Source organism: Micromonospora sp. NPDC002296 (genome assembly GCF_040296145.1).
Lineage (GTDB): Bacteria > Actinomycetota > Actinomycetes > Mycobacteriales > Micromonosporaceae > Micromonospora.
Genome location: NZ_JBEOWQ010000004.1, coordinates 255,571 through 273,381, shown reverse-complemented (window position 1 = coordinate 273,381; position 17,811 = coordinate 255,571). Strand labels below are relative to the sequence as shown.

General features: G+C 74.7%; 16 protein-coding genes and 2 pseudogenes. 15 read left to right on the top strand and 3 right to left on the bottom strand.

All coding sequences use genetic code 11. The features are described from left to right. Nucleotides 1-87: 87 nt before the first annotated feature. The 6 genes and pseudogenes from ABT023_RS05860 to ABT023_RS05835 form a co-directional block, all read left to right on the top strand. A pseudogene (locus tag ABT023_RS05860) lies at nucleotides 88-288 on the top strand (MGMT family protein); the annotation flags it as partial. 32 nt (nucleotides 289-320) lie between these two features. Continuing rightward, nucleotides 321-1,730, top strand: coding sequence for an MFS transporter (locus ABT023_RS05855; protein WP_350882097.1), 1,410 nt, complete (start codon nucleotides 321-323; stop codon nucleotides 1,728-1,730). Continuing rightward, nucleotides 1,730-3,235, top strand: coding sequence for a pyridoxal phosphate-dependent decarboxylase family protein (locus tag ABT023_RS05850; protein ID WP_350882095.1), 1,506 nt, complete (start codon nucleotides 1,730-1,732; stop codon nucleotides 3,233-3,235). Before ABT023_RS05855 ends, ABT023_RS05850 begins: the two co-directional genes overlap by 1 nt. Before the next feature lie 62 nt (nucleotides 3,236-3,297). Next, nucleotides 3,298-3,879, top strand: a complete 582-nt coding sequence (locus tag ABT023_RS05845) for an NADH-quinone oxidoreductase subunit B (RefSeq protein WP_350882093.1) — start codon at nucleotides 3,298-3,300, stop codon at nucleotides 3,877-3,879. A gap of 119 nt (nucleotides 3,880-3,998) precedes the next feature. Continuing rightward, nucleotides 3,999-5,315, top strand: coding sequence for a DUF2252 domain-containing protein (locus tag ABT023_RS05840; RefSeq protein WP_350882092.1), 1,317 nt, complete (start codon nucleotides 3,999-4,001; stop codon nucleotides 5,313-5,315). Nucleotides 5,316-5,320: 5 nt separating this feature from the next. After that, nucleotides 5,321-6,028: a hypothetical protein gene (locus ABT023_RS05835; RefSeq protein WP_350882090.1), complete on the top strand. Its 708-nt coding sequence runs from the start codon at nucleotides 5,321-5,323 to the stop codon at nucleotides 6,026-6,028. A gap of 28 nt (nucleotides 6,029-6,056) precedes the next feature. Here the strand turns inward: ABT023_RS05835 and ABT023_RS05830 are convergent, their stop codons facing one another. Then, entirely contained in the window at nucleotides 6,057-7,103 is a 1,047-nt protein-coding gene (locus ABT023_RS05830) for a glucose 1-dehydrogenase (RefSeq protein WP_350882088.1), read from the bottom strand. Nucleotides 7,104-7,271: 168 nt separating this feature from the next. Here ABT023_RS05830 and ABT023_RS05825 point away from each other — a divergent pair. Beyond that, nucleotides 7,272-7,868, top strand: a pseudogene (locus tag ABT023_RS05825) (NADH-quinone oxidoreductase subunit C); the annotation flags it as partial. 140 nt (nucleotides 7,869-8,008) lie between these two features. Next, nucleotides 8,009-8,971 carry a complex I subunit 1/NuoH family protein gene (locus tag ABT023_RS05820; RefSeq protein ID WP_350882085.1) on the top strand — a complete coding sequence of 321 codons (963 nt, stop codon included), beginning with the start codon at nucleotides 8,009-8,011 and terminating at the stop codon, nucleotides 8,969-8,971. A 125-nt stretch (nucleotides 8,972-9,096) separates the two neighbouring features. Here ABT023_RS05820 and ABT023_RS05815 read toward each other — a convergent pair whose 3' ends face one another. Further along, nucleotides 9,097-10,092 (bottom strand): glutathione S-transferase family protein, encoded by a 996-nt coding sequence (locus ABT023_RS05815; protein ID WP_350882083.1) that lies wholly within the window; start codon nucleotides 10,090-10,092, stop codon nucleotides 9,097-9,099. A gap of 148 nt (nucleotides 10,093-10,240) precedes the next feature. Between ABT023_RS05815 and ABT023_RS05810 the strand changes: the two genes are divergently transcribed. After that, nucleotides 10,241-10,663 carry an ester cyclase gene (locus tag ABT023_RS05810; RefSeq protein ID WP_350882081.1) on the top strand — a complete coding sequence of 141 codons (423 nt, stop codon included), beginning with the start codon at nucleotides 10,241-10,243 and terminating at the stop codon, nucleotides 10,661-10,663. Here the strand turns inward: ABT023_RS05810 and ABT023_RS05805 are convergent. Then, the gene (locus ABT023_RS05805; protein WP_350882079.1) at nucleotides 10,644-11,219 is read right to left on the bottom strand and encodes a Uma2 family endonuclease; all 576 of its coding nucleotides are present in this window, start codon (nucleotides 11,217-11,219) and stop codon (nucleotides 10,644-10,646) included. The genes ABT023_RS05810 and ABT023_RS05805 overlap by 20 nt on opposite strands. Before the next feature lie 105 nt (nucleotides 11,220-11,324). Here ABT023_RS05805 and ABT023_RS05800 point away from each other — a divergent pair, with 105 nt between their 5' ends. The 6 genes from ABT023_RS05800 (at nucleotide 11,325) to ABT023_RS05775 (ending at nucleotide 17,807) form a co-directional block, all read left to right on the top strand. Then, nucleotides 11,325-11,936, top strand: a complete 612-nt coding sequence (locus ABT023_RS05800; protein ID WP_350882077.1) for a NuoI/complex I 23 kDa subunit family protein — start codon at nucleotides 11,325-11,327, stop codon at nucleotides 11,934-11,936. Continuing rightward, nucleotides 11,933-12,472: an NADH-quinone oxidoreductase subunit J family protein gene (locus tag ABT023_RS05795; protein ID WP_350882075.1), complete on the top strand. Its 540-nt coding sequence runs from the start codon at nucleotides 11,933-11,935 to the stop codon at nucleotides 12,470-12,472. Before ABT023_RS05800 ends, ABT023_RS05795 begins: the two co-directional genes overlap by 4 nt. Beyond that, nucleotides 12,469-12,849 (top strand): NADH-quinone oxidoreductase subunit NuoK, encoded by a 381-nt coding sequence (nuoK, locus tag ABT023_RS05790; protein ID WP_350882073.1) that lies wholly within the window; start codon nucleotides 12,469-12,471, stop codon nucleotides 12,847-12,849. Before ABT023_RS05795 ends, nuoK begins: the two co-directional genes overlap by 4 nt. Further along, on the top strand, nucleotides 12,846-14,753 hold the full coding sequence (locus tag ABT023_RS05785; protein ID WP_350882071.1) for an NADH-quinone oxidoreductase subunit 5 family protein: 1,908 nt from the start codon (nucleotides 12,846-12,848) through the stop codon (nucleotides 14,751-14,753). The genes nuoK and ABT023_RS05785 overlap by 4 nt, the downstream gene beginning before the upstream one ends. Further along, nucleotides 14,750-16,255 (top strand): complex I subunit 4 family protein, encoded by a 1,506-nt coding sequence (locus ABT023_RS05780; RefSeq protein WP_350882070.1) that lies wholly within the window; start codon nucleotides 14,750-14,752, stop codon nucleotides 16,253-16,255. The genes ABT023_RS05785 and ABT023_RS05780 overlap by 4 nt, the downstream gene beginning before the upstream one ends. Before the next feature lie 79 nt (nucleotides 16,256-16,334). Then, nucleotides 16,335-17,807 (top strand): NADH-quinone oxidoreductase subunit N, encoded by a 1,473-nt coding sequence (locus tag ABT023_RS05775; protein ID WP_350882068.1) that lies wholly within the window; start codon nucleotides 16,335-16,337, stop codon nucleotides 17,805-17,807. Nucleotides 17,808-17,811 lie beyond the last annotated feature (4 nt).

Sequence of the window (17,811 nt, the reverse complement as noted above, 5' to 3'; positions counted from 1 at the left end):
CTCATATATTTGTTGGGTTTCTGTTTTCCTTGGGGTGTCCCCCCCCCGGGGGGGGGCGCCCCCCCCCCCCCCCCCGCGGCCGGGGCCCGGCGCCCCCCGCGGCTGGTCGGGTCGATCATGGCCAGGCACGGGGGCGGGGTGCCGTGGCACCGGGTGGTGAACTCCGCCGGCCGGCTGCCGCCCGGCCACGAGGTCGAGGCGCGGGCCCGGCTGCGCGCCGAGGGCGCCCCGCTGCGCCCGTCGGGCGTGGACATGGCGGCGGCCTGGTCGCCGGAAGAGGGGATGTGACCCAGGCCATAACATGAGTAACATTCGGCGTCATGACGCTGCCGCCGGCCGAATCCGGCACGCCGCCCGGGGCACCGACTCGCCGGGCGAACGGCGGGCTGCCCCGCCGGGTGCACCTCGGCTACGCGCTCGGCTCCCTGGCGACCGGGGCCTTCGGCACGGTGCCCGGGCTGCTGCTCCTGCCGTACCTGACCGACACCCTGGGCGTCGCCGCCGGGGTGGCGGCCCTGCTGGTGCTCCTGCCGAAGGCGTGGGATGTGCTGGTCAACCCGGTCGTCGGGCGTATCTCCGACCGGACCAGGTCGCGCTGGGGCGCCCGCCGGCCGTACCTGCTGCTCGGCGGGCTCGCCCTCGGCGTGCTGTTCGCCGCGATCTTCGCCGGCCCGTTCGGGTCGGGCCCGGCCGCCGCCGGGTACGTCGCCGTCGCGTTCCTGGCCGCCGCGACCGCGTTCGCCTTCTTCCAGGTCCCGTACGTGGCGATGCCGGCCGAGCTGACCGACGACTACGCGGAACGTACCCGGCTGATGAGCTGGCGGATCGCGGTGCTGGCGGTGGCCATCCTGGTCTCCGGCGCGGTCGCCCCGGCCGTGGTGGCCGCCGGTGGCGACGGCGTCGCCGGGCACCGCTGGATGGGCCTGTTCGTGGCCGGGCTGATCGTGCTCGGCGCGGTCGGGGCGTTCCTCGGCACCCGGGGCGCGCCCACCGGCACGGTCGGCGAGAGCGAGCCGACCCTGCGCGCCCAGCTCGCCGTCGCCGGCCGGAACCGGCCGTTCCGGGCGCTGCTGATCTGCTTCGTGATCCAGTCCGCCGGGGTGGCCACCATCCTGGCCGGGGTCAGCTACTTCGCCGGCCAGGTGCTGCGCGACCCGGACACCGGCCCGACCGTGCTGTTCGCCTGCTTCGTCGGCCCGGCGCTGCTGGTGATGCCGCTGTGGACCCGGGTCGGCGCCCGGGTCGGCAAACGGGCGGCGCTGGTCGCCGCGTCGGCGCTGCTCGCGGCCGGTGCGACCGCGCTGGTTGCCGCGCCGGTGCTGCCGGCCGTCGCGGTCTACCTGGTGGTCGCGGTGATCGGCGTCGGGTACGCGGGCCAGCAGGTCTTCGCGCTGGCCATGCTGCCGGACTGCATCGCGTACGACACCGCGCGCACCGGCCGCCGGCAGGCCGGCGTGTTCACCGGCCTGTGGACGGCGGGGGAGACCTTCGGCCTGGCCCTCGGCCCCGGCATCTACGGCCTGGTCCTCCAGCTCAGCGGCTACGTCTCGTCGGACACGGGCACGGCGGCGGCCCAGTCCGACACCGCCCGCCTCGGCGTCCTGCTGGGCTTCACCCTGCTGCCGGCCCTCCTGGTGGCCCCGCCCCTGCTCCTCCTGCGCCACTACACCCTCACCCGGGCCGATCTCCTCGCCACGCCCACCCTCCACGAGAAGGGCACCACCACCTGATGATCGACGACCAGGACACCGGCCGGGCGCTGCCGGGGCACGGGGTGCCGGCCGAGCGGGTGCTCCGGGAGATCCGGGGGCTGCGCGAGGCCGACCGGCCGACGCACGGGGGGCGGCTGTTCGCGTACGTGTACGACCCCGCAGTACCCGGGCTGGACGACCTGGCCGCCGCCGCCCACGCCGGCAGCGCGCACGTCAACGGGCTCGACCCGACCGCCTTCCCGTCCCTGCTGGCGATGGAGAACGCGCTGGTCGGGGCGGCTGCCCGGCTGCTCGGCGGCGGCCCCGGCACGACCGCCCCGGACGTCGTCGGCAGCGTCACCAGCGGCGGCACGGAGTCGCTGATCCTCGCCGTCAAGGCGGCCCGGGACGCCCGCCCCGAGATCGGCGAGCCCCGGATCGCCGTGCCGGTGACCGCGCACGCGGCGTTCGCCAAGGCGGCCCACTACCTGCGGGTCGCCCTCGACCCGGTGCCCGTCGACCCGGACACGCTGCGCCCGTCGGCCGCCGACGTGGCCGCCGCGATCCGCCCCGACACCGTGCTGGTCGCGTGTTCCGCCCCCTCGTACGCGCACGGCGTCGTCGACCCGGTCGCCGGGATCGCCGAGGTGGCGGCGGCGGCCGGGGTGCGCTGCCACGTCGACGCCTGCTTCGGCGGTTGGACCCTGCCCTGGCTGCGCCGGCTCGGCGTGCCCGTGCCGCCGTTCGACTTCGCCGTCGACGGGGTCACCTCGATCTCGGTCGACCTGCACAAGTACGCGTACGCCCCGAAGGGCGTCTCGGTGCTGCTGCACCGCGACCCGGCGCTGCGCGCCCCGCAGTACTTCGCGTACGCAGACTGGCCCGGGTACACCATGGTCAACCCGGTGATCGCCTCCACCCGCTCGGGCGGGCCGATCGCCGCCGCGTACGCCACCCTGCGCCACCTCGGCGAGGACGGCTACCTGCGGCTGGCCGGTGCGACCCGGGACGCGGTGGCCGGGCTCGCCGACGCCGTGCGGGGCGTCGACGGGCTGCGGCTGATGGCCGAGCCCGAGTCGACCGTGGTCTGCTTCACCTCCGTCGACCCCGGGTTGGACCTGTTCGTGCTGGTCGACGAGCTGACCGCGCGCGGCTGGCACACCCAGCCCCAGCTCACGTACGGCGAGCTGCCGGCCAGCGTGCACCTCACGGTGACCGCCTCGGTCGCCCCCAGGGTGGCGGAGTTCGGCCCCGACCTGGCCGACGCGGTCGCGGCGGCCCGGGCCGCCGGGCCGGTGGAGCTGCCCGCCGAGCTGACCGCGCTCGCCGCGACCCTGACCCCGGACGCCCTGACCCCGGACCTGGTCGCCGGCCTGGCCGCCGGCCTCGGCCTCGGCGGTACGCCGTCCGGCGGCCCGGCGTCCGGCCCCGGGGCCTTTGCGCCGGACGCCACCGTCAACGCCCTGCTCGACGCCGCCCCGCCGGCCCTGCGGGAGCGGCTGCTGGTCGAGTTCGTCGGCCTGCTGCAACGCCCGACCTACTGAGCGGCCCGGCCGGGCCGTCCGGTGGCTGTGGTTGACTGGCGTTGGGAGAGAGGGGGCCGGTCGTGCAACTGCCGGGAGTGCTGGGAGAGCCGATCCGGTTCGTGCTGAACTGGGGCCGCCGCTACTCGCTCTGGGTGTTCAACTTCGGCCTGGCCTGCTGCGCCATCGAGTTCATCGCCACCAGCATGGGCCGGCACGACTTCATGCGGCTCGGGGTGATCCCGTTCGCCCACGGCCCGCGCCAGGCCGACCTGATGGTGGTCTCCGGCACGGTCACCGACAAGATGGCCCCGGCGATCAAACGGCTCTACGACCAGATGCCCGAGCCGAAGTACGTCATCTCGTTCGGCGCCTGCTCCAACTGCGGCGGCCCGTACTGGGACTCGTACTCGGTGACCAAGGGCGTCGACCAGCTCATCCCCGTCGACGTCTACGTGCCCGGCTGCCCGCCCCGCCCGGAGGCCCTGCTGCACGGCATCCTGCGCCTCCAGGAGAAGATCGCCGCCGAGCAGTCCGGCATCGGCGGCGTCCCCCGCCCCGACCCGCTCGCCTCCCCGGCCGCCACGCCCGCCTCCCCGGCCGACGCGCACCCGCCCCGCCCGGTGGAGTCCCTGACCGCCCCACCGGTCCGCCTCCCCGACTGAGTCCCACCCCACCCCACCCCGCTGGTTGATCATGAAGTTGTTGCCATGACACGCCGGACGGTCTGGTAACAACTTCATGATCAACCAGCGGGTGGCGGGCGAGGGCTAGCCTGCCGGCCATGACTCAGTCCGCGGACGATCGGTCCGCCTTCATCGTTGACGTGCTCACCGGGGAGTTCGGCGCGTCGATGGCGCTCGACCCGGCGGCTTTCCGCCGCAAGTTCCGCAAGATGGCCGCCTCGCCGTTCGCCTTCTACCGGGGCAGCGCCTCGCTCTTCTACGCCGACCAGCGCGGCGACTTCGCCGACGACGCGTTCCTGGACGAGCGCACCAGCCGGGTGTGGATCCACGGCGACCTGCACGCCGAGAACTTCGGCACCTACATGAACGCCTCCGGGCAGCTCGTGTTCAACGTCAACGACTTCGACGAGGCGTACGTCGGGCCGTTCTCCTGGGACCTGAGGCGGCTCGCCGCGAGCGTGGCCCTGCTCGGGTACGCCAAGGCGCTCTCCGACCGGGCGATCAGCGACCTGGTCACCGGCTTCGCCCGGTCGTACCTGACCGAGCTGCGGGCGATCGCGGCCGGCGGGGACGACGCGATCGGCTCGATCACCCTGGACAACGCCGACGGGGTGCTGCGCCGGGTGCTCCAGCAGGCCCGGCTCAACACCCGGGTCGACCTGCTCTCCGCGCAGACCACCGTCGACAACTACGAGCGCCGGTTCTCCCTCGGCGACGGGGTCTTCGAGATCGACGACGACACCCGGGCGAAGGTCTGCGCCGCGTTCCAGGACTACCTGGGCACCCTGCCCGAGTCGTCCGCCCGGCTGCGCCCGGTCGCCGCGCACATCAAGGACGTCGTGCTGCGCAAGGGGGTGGGCATCGGCTCGGCCGGGCTGCCGTCGTACAACCTGCTGCTGGAGGGGCACACCCAGGCGTTGGAGAACGACGTCGTCATCTACATGAAGCAGGCGCAGGTGCCGGCGGTGGCCCGGCACATCGAAGACGAGCGGGTACGCGGCTACTTCCGGCACCAGGGGCACCGTACGGCCGAGTCGCAGCGGGCGCTCCAGGCACACGCCGACCCGTGGCTGGGCTTCACCGAGCTGGACGGGGCCGGGCAGCTCGTCGCCGAGGTCTCCCCGTACGCGGCCGACCTGGACTGGGCGGACGTCAACGAGCCGGAGGAACTGGCCGGGGTGCTGGCCGACCTGGGCCGGGCGGTGGCCCGGATGCACTCGGTGGCCGACGACGAGTCCAGCCACGACCTGGTCGACTACTCCACCGAGGAGGCAATCGTCGCCGCGGTGGACGCCGACCCCGACGGGTTCGCCACCGGGCTGGTCGAGTTCTCGCACGCGTACGGGCTGCGGGCCCGCGAGGACCACCAGCTCTTCGTCGACCTGTTCCGCAACGGCCGCCTGCCCGGCATCTGACGGCCGTGCCACCCCGTCTGCCCCGGTCGGTCGCCTGGAGCCTGTTCGCGATCGCCCTGTCCAGCTTCCTGGTGGGCGTCGGCTGGGAGACGTTCGGCGGCGACAACATGCAGCACCACCCGTACCTGGTCAACGTCCTGTCCGGCATGACGGGCTTCTCCAGCAGCGCCCTGGTGGTGACCCTCGGCGTCAGCCGTTTCCTCCGGCGGGAGTACGTGCGGCGGTGGTCGCCGGTGATGGGCGACGCCGTCGGACGGGTCTCCGAGGACATGACCGACGTGCACAGGTGGTTCCTGCTGGAGGGGGCGGTGCTGCCGCGCCAGCCCTGGCGTCGGGGCGGGCCGCTGCTCGACGACGAGCTGTACTTCAGGACCCTGCGACTGGTCAACGAGCACGGGGTGCCGGAGGCGGTCTCCCGGGAGCAGTTGGACGTCCTGCTCCGCCTGCTGGACCGGCTGCTCACCCGCTCCGTGCCGGCCTTCGAGAAGGCCTTCGACGTGGTGGCGGAACCGGACCTGGACCGGGTCGTCGGCGAGTTGCGGCGGATCGCCGAGGTGCTGTCGGACGGGGTGGAGGAGGACGCGCTCCAGGGGGCCCTGCTGGAGGTGCTGCTCGGCACGGGCGAACTGCTGAAGGCGCTCGCCGCGGGTGAGAACTACCGGCTGCACAAGGCGTCCGTGCTGCGTCGCCGAGGTTCCGCCCGGCCGCGGTGACCCCGTGCCCACGGGCGGGATCACCCGCTCAGGCGGTGAAGTCGAGCACCACCTTGATGTCGTCGGGGGTGGAGGTGTACGCCTCGGTGTACGCCTCCACCGGCACCCGCCGGGTGATCAGCGAAGCCAGCCATGCCGGGTCGGCCCGGGCGAGGGCTTCGGCGGCCAGGCCCCAGTGCCGGCGGTTGGCGTTCACCGAGCCGAACACCACGTGGTTCTCCAGCACCAGTTCCCGGTTGAGTGCCCCGGCGTCGAATTCGATACGCCGGCCGCCGCTGGACACCCCGGTCAGGCAGATGATCCCGGTCGGTCCGGCCTTGCACATCGCGTCCAGCACGACCACCGGCGCGCCGGTGCACTCGACGATCACGTCCGGGTCGAAGTCGAGCTGCGCCACCGACTCCGTGTGGTACGTCGCGCCGAGCGCCCTGACCAGGCCCGGCTTCGGCCCGGTGGTGGCCCGGTCGAGCACGTGTACGGAGAACCCGCGCTGGGTGGCCAGCAGCGCCGCCAGCAGGCCGATCGGCCCGGCCCCCGTGACCAGCACCGTCTGCGGCTGCCACTCGGCGCGGGCGCCGATCCGTTCGATGTGGTCCCACGCCTTCGCCACCACCGCGGTCGGTTCCAGCAGCACCCCGACCGGGGCCAGGGCGGGGTCCAGGCCGACGGCGAACCTCGGCTGCACCCGCCACCGGTCCCGGGCGAAGCCGGGCAGCGCCTTGATCCCGTGCTCGGTGTACCTGCCGTTGCGGCACATGTCCCACTCGCCGATTGCGCAGTTGGGGCAGGGCACCGGGTCCGGGTGGCGGACGATGCCGGCCACCAGTGCGCCGGGTTGCAGCGTGCCGCTCGGGTCCTCCAGCACCCGGCCAAGCGACTCGTGCCCGAGCACCAGGGCCGACGCGCCGGGCGGGGCCTCGCCGTAGTCCCCGGCGACGATCTCGTGGTCGGTGCCGCAGATCCCCACCGCGAGCGCCTCGACCAGGATCGCGCCTTCCTCTGCGGGCGGCTCGGGGTGGTCGTGCACCAGGCGCAGGGAGTTCGGGACCCCGGGGGTGACAGTCACGGCGCGCACGACCTCATCCTTCCCCGCAGGGCGGGCTGCCGCCGGTGAAAGCAGCCATCCGGTCCGCCGGGCAAAGCAGCCATCCGGTCCGCCGGGCCGCGCGCACGCGGACTCCACGCGGCCCGCGGCCGGGGCGGCCCGCCGCGTGGGGCCGGCGTCGGCCATAGGATCAGCGGCATGACTCCGGAAGAGGTCGGCCGGCGGCTGGTGGCGCTGCTCGCCCCCGTCGAGGCCACCGCGTCGGTATCCGGCGGCCAGGCGTACGCCCGGGCCACCGTCGACGTACCCCCGGCGAGCTGGCGGGACGCGCTGGCCGCCGCCCGGGACGACGCGGACCTGGCCTGCGACTTCTTCGACTGGCTCTCCGCCGTCGACCAACTGGCCGACGGCTGCGAGGTGGTGTCCCACCTCTGGTCGACCGGCCACCGGCACGGTCTGCTGCTGCGCACCCGGGTCCCGTGGGACGAGCCACGGGTGGCCTCGGTCGTCGACCTCTACCCGGGCGCGGCCTGGCACGAGCGGGAGACGTACGAGATGTTCGGCGTCGACTTCCCCGGGCACGGCGAGCTGAAGCCGCTGCTGTTGCCGCCGGAGTTCGAGGGGCACCCGCTGCGCAAGGAGTTCGTGCTCGCCTCCCGGGTGGCGAAGCCCTGGCCGGGCGCGAAGGAGCCCGGCGAGTCCGGGGCCGGTGGCGGCAGGCGCCCGATCCGCCCGCCGGGCGTACCGGCTCCGGGGGAGTGGGGGCCGACGCCGACGCCCGCCGGCGCGGCCGGGGTCGGCGAGGGGCCGCGCGGCGGCACGCCCGCCCGACCGGCCCGGGAACGCCCGCCCCGCCCCGCCCCGGCCGAGCCACCGGCCCACCCGGGTTCGGGTCCGGCGGGCGACGACGCCGGCGGGAACGGAGGTACGGCCTGATGCCCGACTGGTTGGAGGCCGTCCTGCGGGTGGTCGGCGTGCTGGCCGCCTTCCTCATCCTGCCGCTGGTCGTGGGGCAGGCCGAGCACAAGGTGATGGCGCACATGCAGGGCCGGCTCGGCCCGATGTACGCGGGCGGCTTCCACGGCTGGGCCCAGCTCGTCGCCGACGGGGTCAAGTTCGTGCAGAAGGAGGACGTCACCCCGCGCGAGGCCGACCGGGCGGTGTTCCGGCTGGCCCCGGTGGTGGCCCTGGTGCCGTACCTGCTCGCCCTGCTGGTGATCCCGCTCGGGCCCGGCGACCTGGTCGGGCAGCCGCTGGACATCGGCCTGTTCTTCGTGCTGGCCGTGGTCGGGGTGGGCGTGCTGGCGGTGCTGATGTCGGCGTGGGCGTCGGCCAACAAGTACAGCCTGCTCGGCGGGCTGCGCGGGGCGGCCCAGCTGCTCGGCTACGAACTGCCGCTGGTGCTGGCCGCAGCGTCGGTGGCCATGGCGGCCGGCACCCTGAGCCTGCCCGGGATCGTCGAGGCGTGGCGGCCCTGGTGGCTGCTCTGGCAGGCACCCGCGATGATCGTCTTCTTCGTCGCCGGGCTGGCCGAGATCCGGCGGCCCCCGTTCGACATGCCGATCGCCGACTCCGAGCTGGTCTTCGGGTACATGACGGAGTACACCGGCCTGCGCTTCGCGTTCTTCCTGCTCGCCGAGTACGTCGGCATCGTGGTGATCGCCGCGCTGACCACCGTGCTCTTCCTCGGCGGCTGGCAGGGCCCGTTCGCCGACGAGCACCTCGGCTGGCTGTGGACGCTGCTCAAGGTCTTCGCCGTCGCGTTCGTGATCATCTGGCTCCGGGTGTCGTACCCCCGGCTGCGCGAGGACCAGCTCCAGCGCCTCTGCTGGCTGGTCCTGGTCCCCGCCTCCCTGGCCCAACTCGTCCTGACGGCCGCCGTCCGCCTCGCCCTCTGACCCCCCACCCCCACCCCGCCCCTCCTTCCCGCGATCTTGCAGTTGCGGCCCCGACACAAGGTGCGAAAGGCACATCACGGGGGCCCAAAGTGCAAGATCGCGGGAGAGCGGGAGCGGGGGGTGGGTTAGGGCAGTGGGGGTGGGGTGCCGTTGCCGAAGGGGCGGCCGCCGAGCTGCTCGCGGCCGTGTGGGGTGAGCCAGTTGGACAGGTCGGGGCCGAGCGGAACGATCCCGGTCGGGTTGATGTCCCGGTGTACCTCGTAGTAGTGCCGCTTGATGTGGTCGAAGTCGATCGTGTCGCCGAACCCGGGCGTGGCGAACAGGTCCCGGGCGTACGCCCACAGCACCGGCATCTCGGTGAGCTTCTGCCGGTTGCACTTGAAGTGGCCGTGGTAGACCGGGTCGAACCGGACCAGCGTGGTGAACAGCCGCACGTCCGCCTCGGTGATCGTGTCGCCGACCAGGTACCGCTGCCCGGCCAGCCGTTCGGCCAGCCAGTCCAGCCGGTCGAACAGCCGGTGGTACGCCTTCTCGTACGCCTGCTGGCTGCCGGCGAAGCCGCACCGGTACACGCCGTTGTTGACGTCGGCGAAGACGACCGCGTTGACCTCGTCGATCTCGTCGCGCAGCCGCTCCGGGTACAGCTCCGGCGCGCCCTCGCGGTGGTACGCCGTCCACTCGGTCGACAGGTCCAGGCTCATCCGGGCGTAGTCGTTGGTGACCACCTGCCCGGTCGGCACGTCCACGATCGCCGGCACGGTGATGCCCCGCTCGTACCCGGGGAACCGGGCGAAGTACGCGTCGGCCAGCCGCTCGATGCCGAGCACCGGGTCCCGCCCGCCCGGGTCCAGGTCGAACGTCCAGCTCCGGGCGTCATGGGTCGGCCCGGCCACGGCCATCGAGATGGCGTCCTCCAGGCCCAGCAGCCGACGCACGATGATCAGCCGGTTGGCCCAGGGGCAGGCGCGACTGACCGCCAGCCGGTACCGGCCCGGCTCGACCGGCCAGCCGTCCCGCCCGTCGGCGGTGATCCGGGTGGCGATGTACCGCTGGTCGCGGGTGAACTCCCTGCCGGGCTCGACGTACTTCCCGTCGGTCGTCGCCGCTGCCTCGTCGCCCACGTCGCCTCCTGGTGTCCGCCGGTCGTTCCCGTCCGTACCATCTTGGCCGATCTCCGGCCTGCGCGGGCAGGGCCCGGGTCCGCGCGGCCCGTCCGGACGCCCGCCCGCGTGCCCCGGGGCCGCCCGGCCCGGTGGCTAGGCTGCCCGGGTGAACGATGTGGAGGCGGCGGCCCGACGCTTCATCGCCGACGTGTGGAACGGCCGGCGCGAGGAGTCCGCGTACGAGCTGGTCGCGGCGGAGTGCCCGGGGCTGGGCGGGACCGGCCCGGAGGCCGCGCTGGCCTGGCACCGGGAGCGGCGGGCGGCCTTCCCGGACCTGCGCTACAAGATCGTGGACGTGGTGGCGTCCGCCGAGCGGGTGGCCGTGCACTGGCGGGCCGCCGGCACCCAGGCCGGCGCGTTCGGGCCGGTGCCGCCCACCGGTCAGGTGGTCAGCTTCTCGGGGGCGTCGTTCCTGCGCTTCGACCCGGCGGGTCGGATCGCCGACGTGTGGCACTGCACCGAGCTGTTCCAGCTCCTCCAGCAACTCGGCGTCGAGGTGCTTCCGCCGGTCACAGGTGCCGGGGCGTGATCCGGCTGACCGGCAGGTTGACCGGGAACGGCTCGCCGGTGTCCACGAACTTCGTCCAGCGCCCGGTCTCGGTGTAGACCTCGTCCACCGGGTCGATCCGGTGCGTGTGGACGGCCAGCCCGTCGTCCTCCACCTCGATCCGCCAGAAGTACGGGATGCCGGCCTGCGCGTAGAGGGCGGGCTTGAGCACCCGGTCGATGGAGCGGGTGCTGGGGGAGACGATCTCGACCGCGAGCACGACCTCGTGCGCCTCGTACCGCGACGACTGACGCCGCGCCGCGGTCGACGTGGTGACCAGCACGTCCGGGATGAAGGAGCGGGTGCGGTTGATGCGCACCTCGACGCCCTGGGTGACGTCGTACTCGTCGGGGCAGTCTTCTTCGAGCGCGACCATGAACCGGCCGGCGATGGTCTGGTGTACGCGGGTGGGGGAGGGGGACACGAGGAGCACTCCATCGAGCAGTTCGCGGCGGCGACCGTCCTCGGGCAGCGCGTCGAGGTCGTCGGTCGTCCACCCGCCCTCGGGCGGCTGGTCGCCCTGCAGCGCGGCGGTCATGGGAAAGGTCCTTCCCGGTGCGTCGTTCTCCCCGCCGTCACCGTACCGCCGCAATGCGCCGGGTGGTGGTCGCGCGCGCCGGGGTCACAGGGCAGGATGGACGGCATGAGCGAGCGGAGTGTGCCCGGCGAGGGGCTGGTGAAGGGGCTGGCCGTCACGCTGAAGACGATGACCCGCCGCTCGACCACCCAGCAGTACCCGGATGTGGCCCCCGAACTGCCGCCCCGGTCCCGGGGCGTGATCGCCCTGCTGGCGGAGAACTGCACGGTCTGCATGCTCTGCGCCCGCGAGTGCCCGGACTGGTGCATCTACATCGACTCGCACAAGGAGGAGGTGGCGGTGCCCGGCGCCGCCCGTCCCCGCCAGCGCAACGTGCTCGACAAGTTCGACATCGACTTCTCGCTCTGCATGTACTGCGGCATCTGCGTCGAGGTCTGCCCGTTCGACGCGCTCTACTGGTCGCCGGAGTTCGAGTACGCCGAGTACGACATCAAGGACCTGCTGCACGACAAGGACCACCTCGGCGAGTGGATGGGCACCGTCCCGCCGCCGCCCGCGCACGACCGCAACGGCGAGCCGGCGAAGGAGGAGACCACCGCCGCGCGCAAGGCCGCCGCCCCGGCCGCCCCCGCCGCCCGTCCGGCCCCCACGCGGGTACGCCCCGAGCCCGGCGCCGCCCCCGGCCCGGGTGCCGCCGAGCCGGGTGCCGCCTCGTGACCGGTGTGGACGCGCTGCTGCTCGCCCTCGGCGCGGCGGCGGTCGGCGCGGGGGCGCTGGTGGTGACCACCCGGCACCTGGTCCGGGCCGGGCTCTACCTGGTGGTCTGCCTGGGCGCCCTGGCGGGCCTCTTCCTGGTGCTCACCGCCGAGCTGGTGGCCTGGGTGCAGGTGCTGATCTACGTGGGCGCCGTGGTGGTGCTGCTGCTGTTCGCGGTGATGCTGACCCGCGCCCCGATCGGCGCCTCCGACGACCTGGACCGGCCCGGCTGGCCGGCCGCCCTGATCGGCGGCGGTGCCGGCCTCGGGCTGGCCGCCCTGCTGGTCGACGCGTTCCGCTGGACGCGGGTCGACCTGCCCGAGCCGGGCACCGCCGAGCGCCTCGGCGAGCAGGTGTTCGGCTCCTGGGTGCTGCCGTTCGAGGTGCTCTCCGTGCTGCTGCTGGCCGCCCTGGTCGGCGCGATCGTGCTCTCCCGCCCCGACATCGGCCGCCCCGCGGCCGACCGGCCGACGCCGGCGGAGGGGGCCCGCCGGTGAGACCTGTCATCCCGTACGTCACCGCCGCCCTGCTGTTCGGCCTGGGCGTGTACGGCGTGCTGCGCCGTCGCAACGCGGTGCTGGTGCTGATGGCGGTGGAGTTGATGCTCAACGCGGTCAACCTGGTCCTGGTCACCGCCGACACCACGGTCCGGGCACAGCTTCCGCACGCCGGCCAGGTCTTCGCCCTCTTCGTGATCGTCCTGGCCGCCGCCGAGATCGGCGTGGGGCTGGCGATCGTGCTCCAGCTCTACCGCATGCGGGCAAGCGTCGCCGTCGACGAGGTGCCGCTGACCGAGCCGCCACTGGTCGAGCCGGCTCCCGGGGCGGGCGCGGCGACGACCCCGGGCGCGTCGGCCGGCGAGGTGATCAGGTGACCGGCCTGCTCGGCGTGCTGCTGCCGGCCGTACCCCTGGTGGCGGGCCTGGTCGGGCTGCTGCTGCCGCCCTCACCGCGTGGCGCGACCACCGGGCAGGATTCGGCCCGGCGGGCGGCGATCGGCCTGGGCGTGGCCGGGGCGGCCGGGGCGCTGCTGATCGCTGTCGTCCTGCTGGTCCGCGTCGGAGCGCCGGCGGAGACCTCGACCACCTGGGTCGACCTGGGCGGGCTGCGGGTCACCCTCGGGGTCCGGCTCGACGGGGCCGCCGCCCTGGTCGCGGTCGCCGTCGCGGCGGTGGCCCTCGCGGTGCAGGTCTACTCCGTCGGCTACCTGAGACGGGGCCCGCACGACGACGTCGAGGTCGACCACCGCTACCCGCCGTACGCGGCGCAGATCAGCCTCTTCACCGCCGCGATGCTGCTGGTGGTGGTCGCCGGTGACCTGATCATGCTGCTGGTCGGTTGGGAGGTGATGGGCCTCTGCTCGTACCTGCTCATCGCCCACGACCGCCGGCTGCCCGAGGCGCCGGCCGCCGCGATGAAGGCGTTCCTGGTCACCCGGGTGGGCGACGTCGGCTTCCTGCTCGGCATCGCGCTGCTCGGCGTCTCGGCGGGCAGCTTCCGGATCGCCGACGTGCTCGCCCACGACCACTCCGCCGGCCTGCTGACCGCCGCCTGCCTGCTGCTGCTCGCGGGGGTGGCCGGCAAGAGCGCCCAGTTCCCGCTGCACACCTGGCTGCCCGACGCGATGGCCGGCCCGACCCCGGTCTCCGCGCTGATCCACGCCGCCACCATGGTCGCGGCCGGCGTGTACGCGGTCACCCGGCTCTACCCGCTGTTCGAGCGGGCCCCGGCCGCGCTCGCCGTGCTCGGGGTGATGGCCGCGGTCACCCTGCTGCTCGGCGCGCTCGCCGCCACCGCCCAGGACGACCTCAAGCGGGTGCTGGCCTGGTCCACGGTCTCCCAGATCGGCTACATGACCGGTGCGCTCGCCGTCGGCTCACCCACCGCCGCGCTGTTCCACCTCCTCAGCCACGCCGCGTTCAAGGCGCTGCTGTTCCTCGCCGCCGGGGCGGTGATCCACGCCGTCGGCACCACCCTGATGTCCCGGATGGGTGGCCTGCGCGCCAGCATGCCGGTGACCTTCTGGTGCACCGCGGTCGGCCTCGGCGCGCTGGCCGGCGTCCCCCCGCTGTCCGGCTTCTGGAGCAAGGACGGCGTGCTCGCCGCCGCCGAGGCAGCCGCGCTGGACGGGGCCGGCCCGGCCCCGGCCTGGGTGGGCTGGCTGGTCTGGCTGGCCGGGCTGGCCGGCGTCGCGGTCACCGCCTGGTACGCCACCCGGCTGCTGCTGCGCGCGTTCCTCGGCGAGACCCGGATGCCGCTGGTCCACCCGCACGACCCGCCCGCGCTGATGCGCTGGCCGGTGCTGCTGCTCGCCGCCCCGGCCGCCCTGCTCGGGCTGGCCGCGTTCCTGCCCCCGTTCACCGACCGGCTCGCCGTCGGCGAGGGGGAGCTGGTGCACCTCGGCCCGGCCCTGCTGCTGCCGCTGGCCCTGCTGGCCCTCGGCGCAGGGCTGGCCTGGGCCGGCTGGCGGCGGGACCGGACCGCCGACCCGGCCCGTGCGCTGGGCCCGCTGGGGCCGCTGTTTGCCGCCGGCTTCCGGCTCGACGACGTCCAGCGCGCCCTCGTCGTACGCCCGGTGGTCGCCCTGGCCCGGGCCGCCCGCGCGGGCGACGAGTCGGTGGTCGACGGCGCGGTGGAGGGCACCGCCCGGGGCGCGCGCGGCCTCGGCGGGGCACTGGCCGGGCTGCACCGCGCCGCGCTGCCCCGGGCGGTGGCGGGGGTGCTGGCCGGCGCGCTGCTGATCGGGCTGGCCGCCGTGCTGATCGGAGGGGCCGCATGACGCTCGGACAGGTCCTGCTCGTCGCGGCGCTGGTCGTGCCGGCCCTCGGCGCGGCCGTGGTCGCCGTCGTCCCCGGGGACCGGGCGGCCCGCCTGGTCGGCACGGCGGCGGCGGGGCTGACCCTGCTCGCCACGGTGTGGCTGGTGGCCGGCGATCACCTGTGGACCGGCTACGGGCCGGCACCGGCCGTGCGGCCCTGGCACCAGCTCGACCTGCCCTGGGTGCCCGGCCTCGACCTGCGCTTCCACCTGGGCGTGGACGGCATCTCGTACCCCCTGGTGGTGCTGACCGCGCTGCTCACCCTGCTCTGCTGCGCGTACACGGTGTGGAAGGTGCCCGCCGGCGGCGGCAGCGGCCGGGCCCTCGTGGCGCTGCTGCTGGTGGTCGAGGTCGGCATCCTCGGCACCTTCCTCGCCTTCGACCTGGTGCTGTTCTTCTGCTTCTTCGAGGTCGTCCTGCTCCCCATGTACGCGATCATCGCCGGCTGGGGCGGACCGGACCGGCGGCGGGCGGCGCGCAAGTTCGCCCTCTACACCCTGCTCGGCTCGGTGCTGCTGCTGGTCGGCGTGTACGTCGTGGTGGCCGCCGCCGGCACCGCCGACCTCGTCGCGCTGACCGGCGGGGCCGGGCTTCCCCGAGGCACCCAGCTCGCCGCGTTCACCCTGTTCGGGTTGGCGTTCGCGGTGAAGAGCCCGCTCTGGCCGCTGCACTCCTGGCTGCCCGACGCGCACACCCAGGCGCCCACCGTCGGCAGCGTCGTGCTCGCCGGGGTGCTGCTCAAGATGGGCACGTACGGGCTGGTCCGGGTCGCCGTCGGGGTGGCGCCGGAGGGGGCCCGCTGGGCCGCCCCGGTGCTCGGGGTGCTCGCCGTCGCGGCGATCCTGATCGGCTCCCTGGTCTGCCTCGCCCAGAGCGAGCTGAAGCGGCTGATCGCGTACTCCAGCGTCGGGCACATGGGGTTCGTGCTGCTCGGGGTGGCCACCCTGACCGCCACCGGCATCCAGGCCGCGCTGATCGGCAACATCGCGCACGGGGTGATCACCGGGCTGCTCTTCTTCCTGGCCGGGGCAATCAAGGACCGGTCGGGCACCGGGGAGCTCGCAGAGCTGTCCGGGTTGCGGGAGACCGCGCCCCGGCTCGCCGGGCTGCTCGGCTTCGCCGCCGTCGCCTCGCTGGGCCTGCCCGGCCTGGCCGGGTTCTGGGGCGAGGCGTTCGCCGTGGTCGCCGCGATCGGGCGGGGCGGGGTGTTCTGGACCGTCCTGGGCGTGCTGGCGGCGGTCGGCGGCGCGCTGACCGCGGCGTACCTGCTGCGGCTGCTGCGCCGGGTCACCCACGGCCGGCCCAGCCCGGCGGTCGGCCGGGTCGCCCCCGGCCTCGCCGCCGCCGAACTGACCGCGTGGGCGCCGCTGGTGCTGCTCGCCCTCGCCGTCGGCCTGGCCCCCACCCTGGTCCTCGGCGTCGCCGCCGCCCCGGTGGCCGCCCTGGTGGCGGTCCTTCGATGAGCCCTGTGGCGGAGGTGCGCGTGAGCGCGAGGAGTGCGGCGGAGCGGAGCCTCGCAGTCGTGAACGAGAGCGGGCTCGGATGAGTGTGGTGCAGAGCGTCGACAGCGTGGCGCTGCTCCCGGCGTACCTCGCGGCCGGCACGGCCGTCCTGGTGCTGCTGACCGACCTGTTGGTGGCGCGGGCCGCCGCGACGGTGGCGGTGGCCGCCGCCGGGTCGGTCGCCACCGCGCTCGGCTGCGCCGTCGTCGGGGCGGGCGGCGAGCGCTCGACGTTCTGCGTCGGCGCCGACTGCTCGTACGTCTTCGGTGGCCGGGCCGCCCTGGTCGGGGCGCTGTTCGCCCTGCTCACCCTCGGTGTGCTGGCGCTGTCCGGGCCGCTGCTGCGCGCCGGCCGGTCCCCGGTGGGCGAGTACTGCTTCCTCCTCGCCTGCTCGATGACCGGTGGCGTGGTGCTCGGCGCGGCCGGCGACCTGATCACCCTGATCGTCGCGTTGGAGACGCTGACCCTGCCGCTGTACGTGCTCGTCGGCCTGCGCCGGGGGAGCCTCGCCGGCGCCGAGGCGGCGGTGACGTTCTTCGTGGTGAGCGTGGTCGCCACCACCCTCACCCTGCTCGGCGCGGCCCTGCTCTACGCGGTCACCGGCGGACTGCACCTGGGCCGGGTCGGCGCGCTGTTCGCCGAGCGTCCCGACCTGCTGGACGTGCCGCTGACCGCGGCGGCCGTGGCGCTGGTCCTGCTCGGGCTGGCGTTCAAGGTGGCCGCCGTGCCGTTCCACGCCTGGGCCCCGGCCACCTACGACGGTGCGCCGCTGCCCGTGGCGGCGTACCTGTCGACCGCCTCGAAGCTCGGCGGGGTGGTGGCCCTGCTCGCGGTGGTCCAGCGGGCCCTGCCGGCGGAGGTCACCGGCCCGGTGCTCGCCGGACTCGCCGTGCTCACCATGACTGTGGGCAACCTGGTGGCGCTGCGCCAGCGCCGGGCGGTCCGGCTGCTCGCCTGGTCGTCGGTGGCCCAGGCCGGCTACATTCTCGCCCCCCTCGGCGCGCTCGCGCTGGCCGCCGGCCGCACCGCCGACGCCCGCGCCGCCGCGTACGCCGCCGCCGTCGCGTACACGGTCTTCTTCGTGGTGCTGGAGCTGGCGGCGTTCGCGGCGCTGGTGGCGCTGCGGCCGGCTGACGCCGACGGGGGCACCCTCGTCGAGCTGCGCGGCGCGGCCCGGCGGCGGCCCTGGGTGGGGGCCGCGTTCGCGCTGGCCCTGGTCGGGCTGGCCGGTCTCCCGCCGGGGCTGGCCGGCCTCTTCGCGAAGGTGACGGTGGTCCGGGCCCTGCTGGACGGTGGCGCGGCCTGGTTGGCCCTGGTCGTGGCGGTGAACGCGGTGATCGGCCTCGCCTACTACCTCCGCGTCGCCGCCCTGCTGTACGCCCCGTCGGCCGATGCCACGCCCGTCCCCGCCCGCCCTGCCGGAGCGGTCGCCGTCGCGCTCGCCGCCGCCACCGGCGTCGCGCTGGTCGTCGGGTTCGCCCCGCAGCTCGTGCTGGACCTCGCGGCCCGCTGACCCT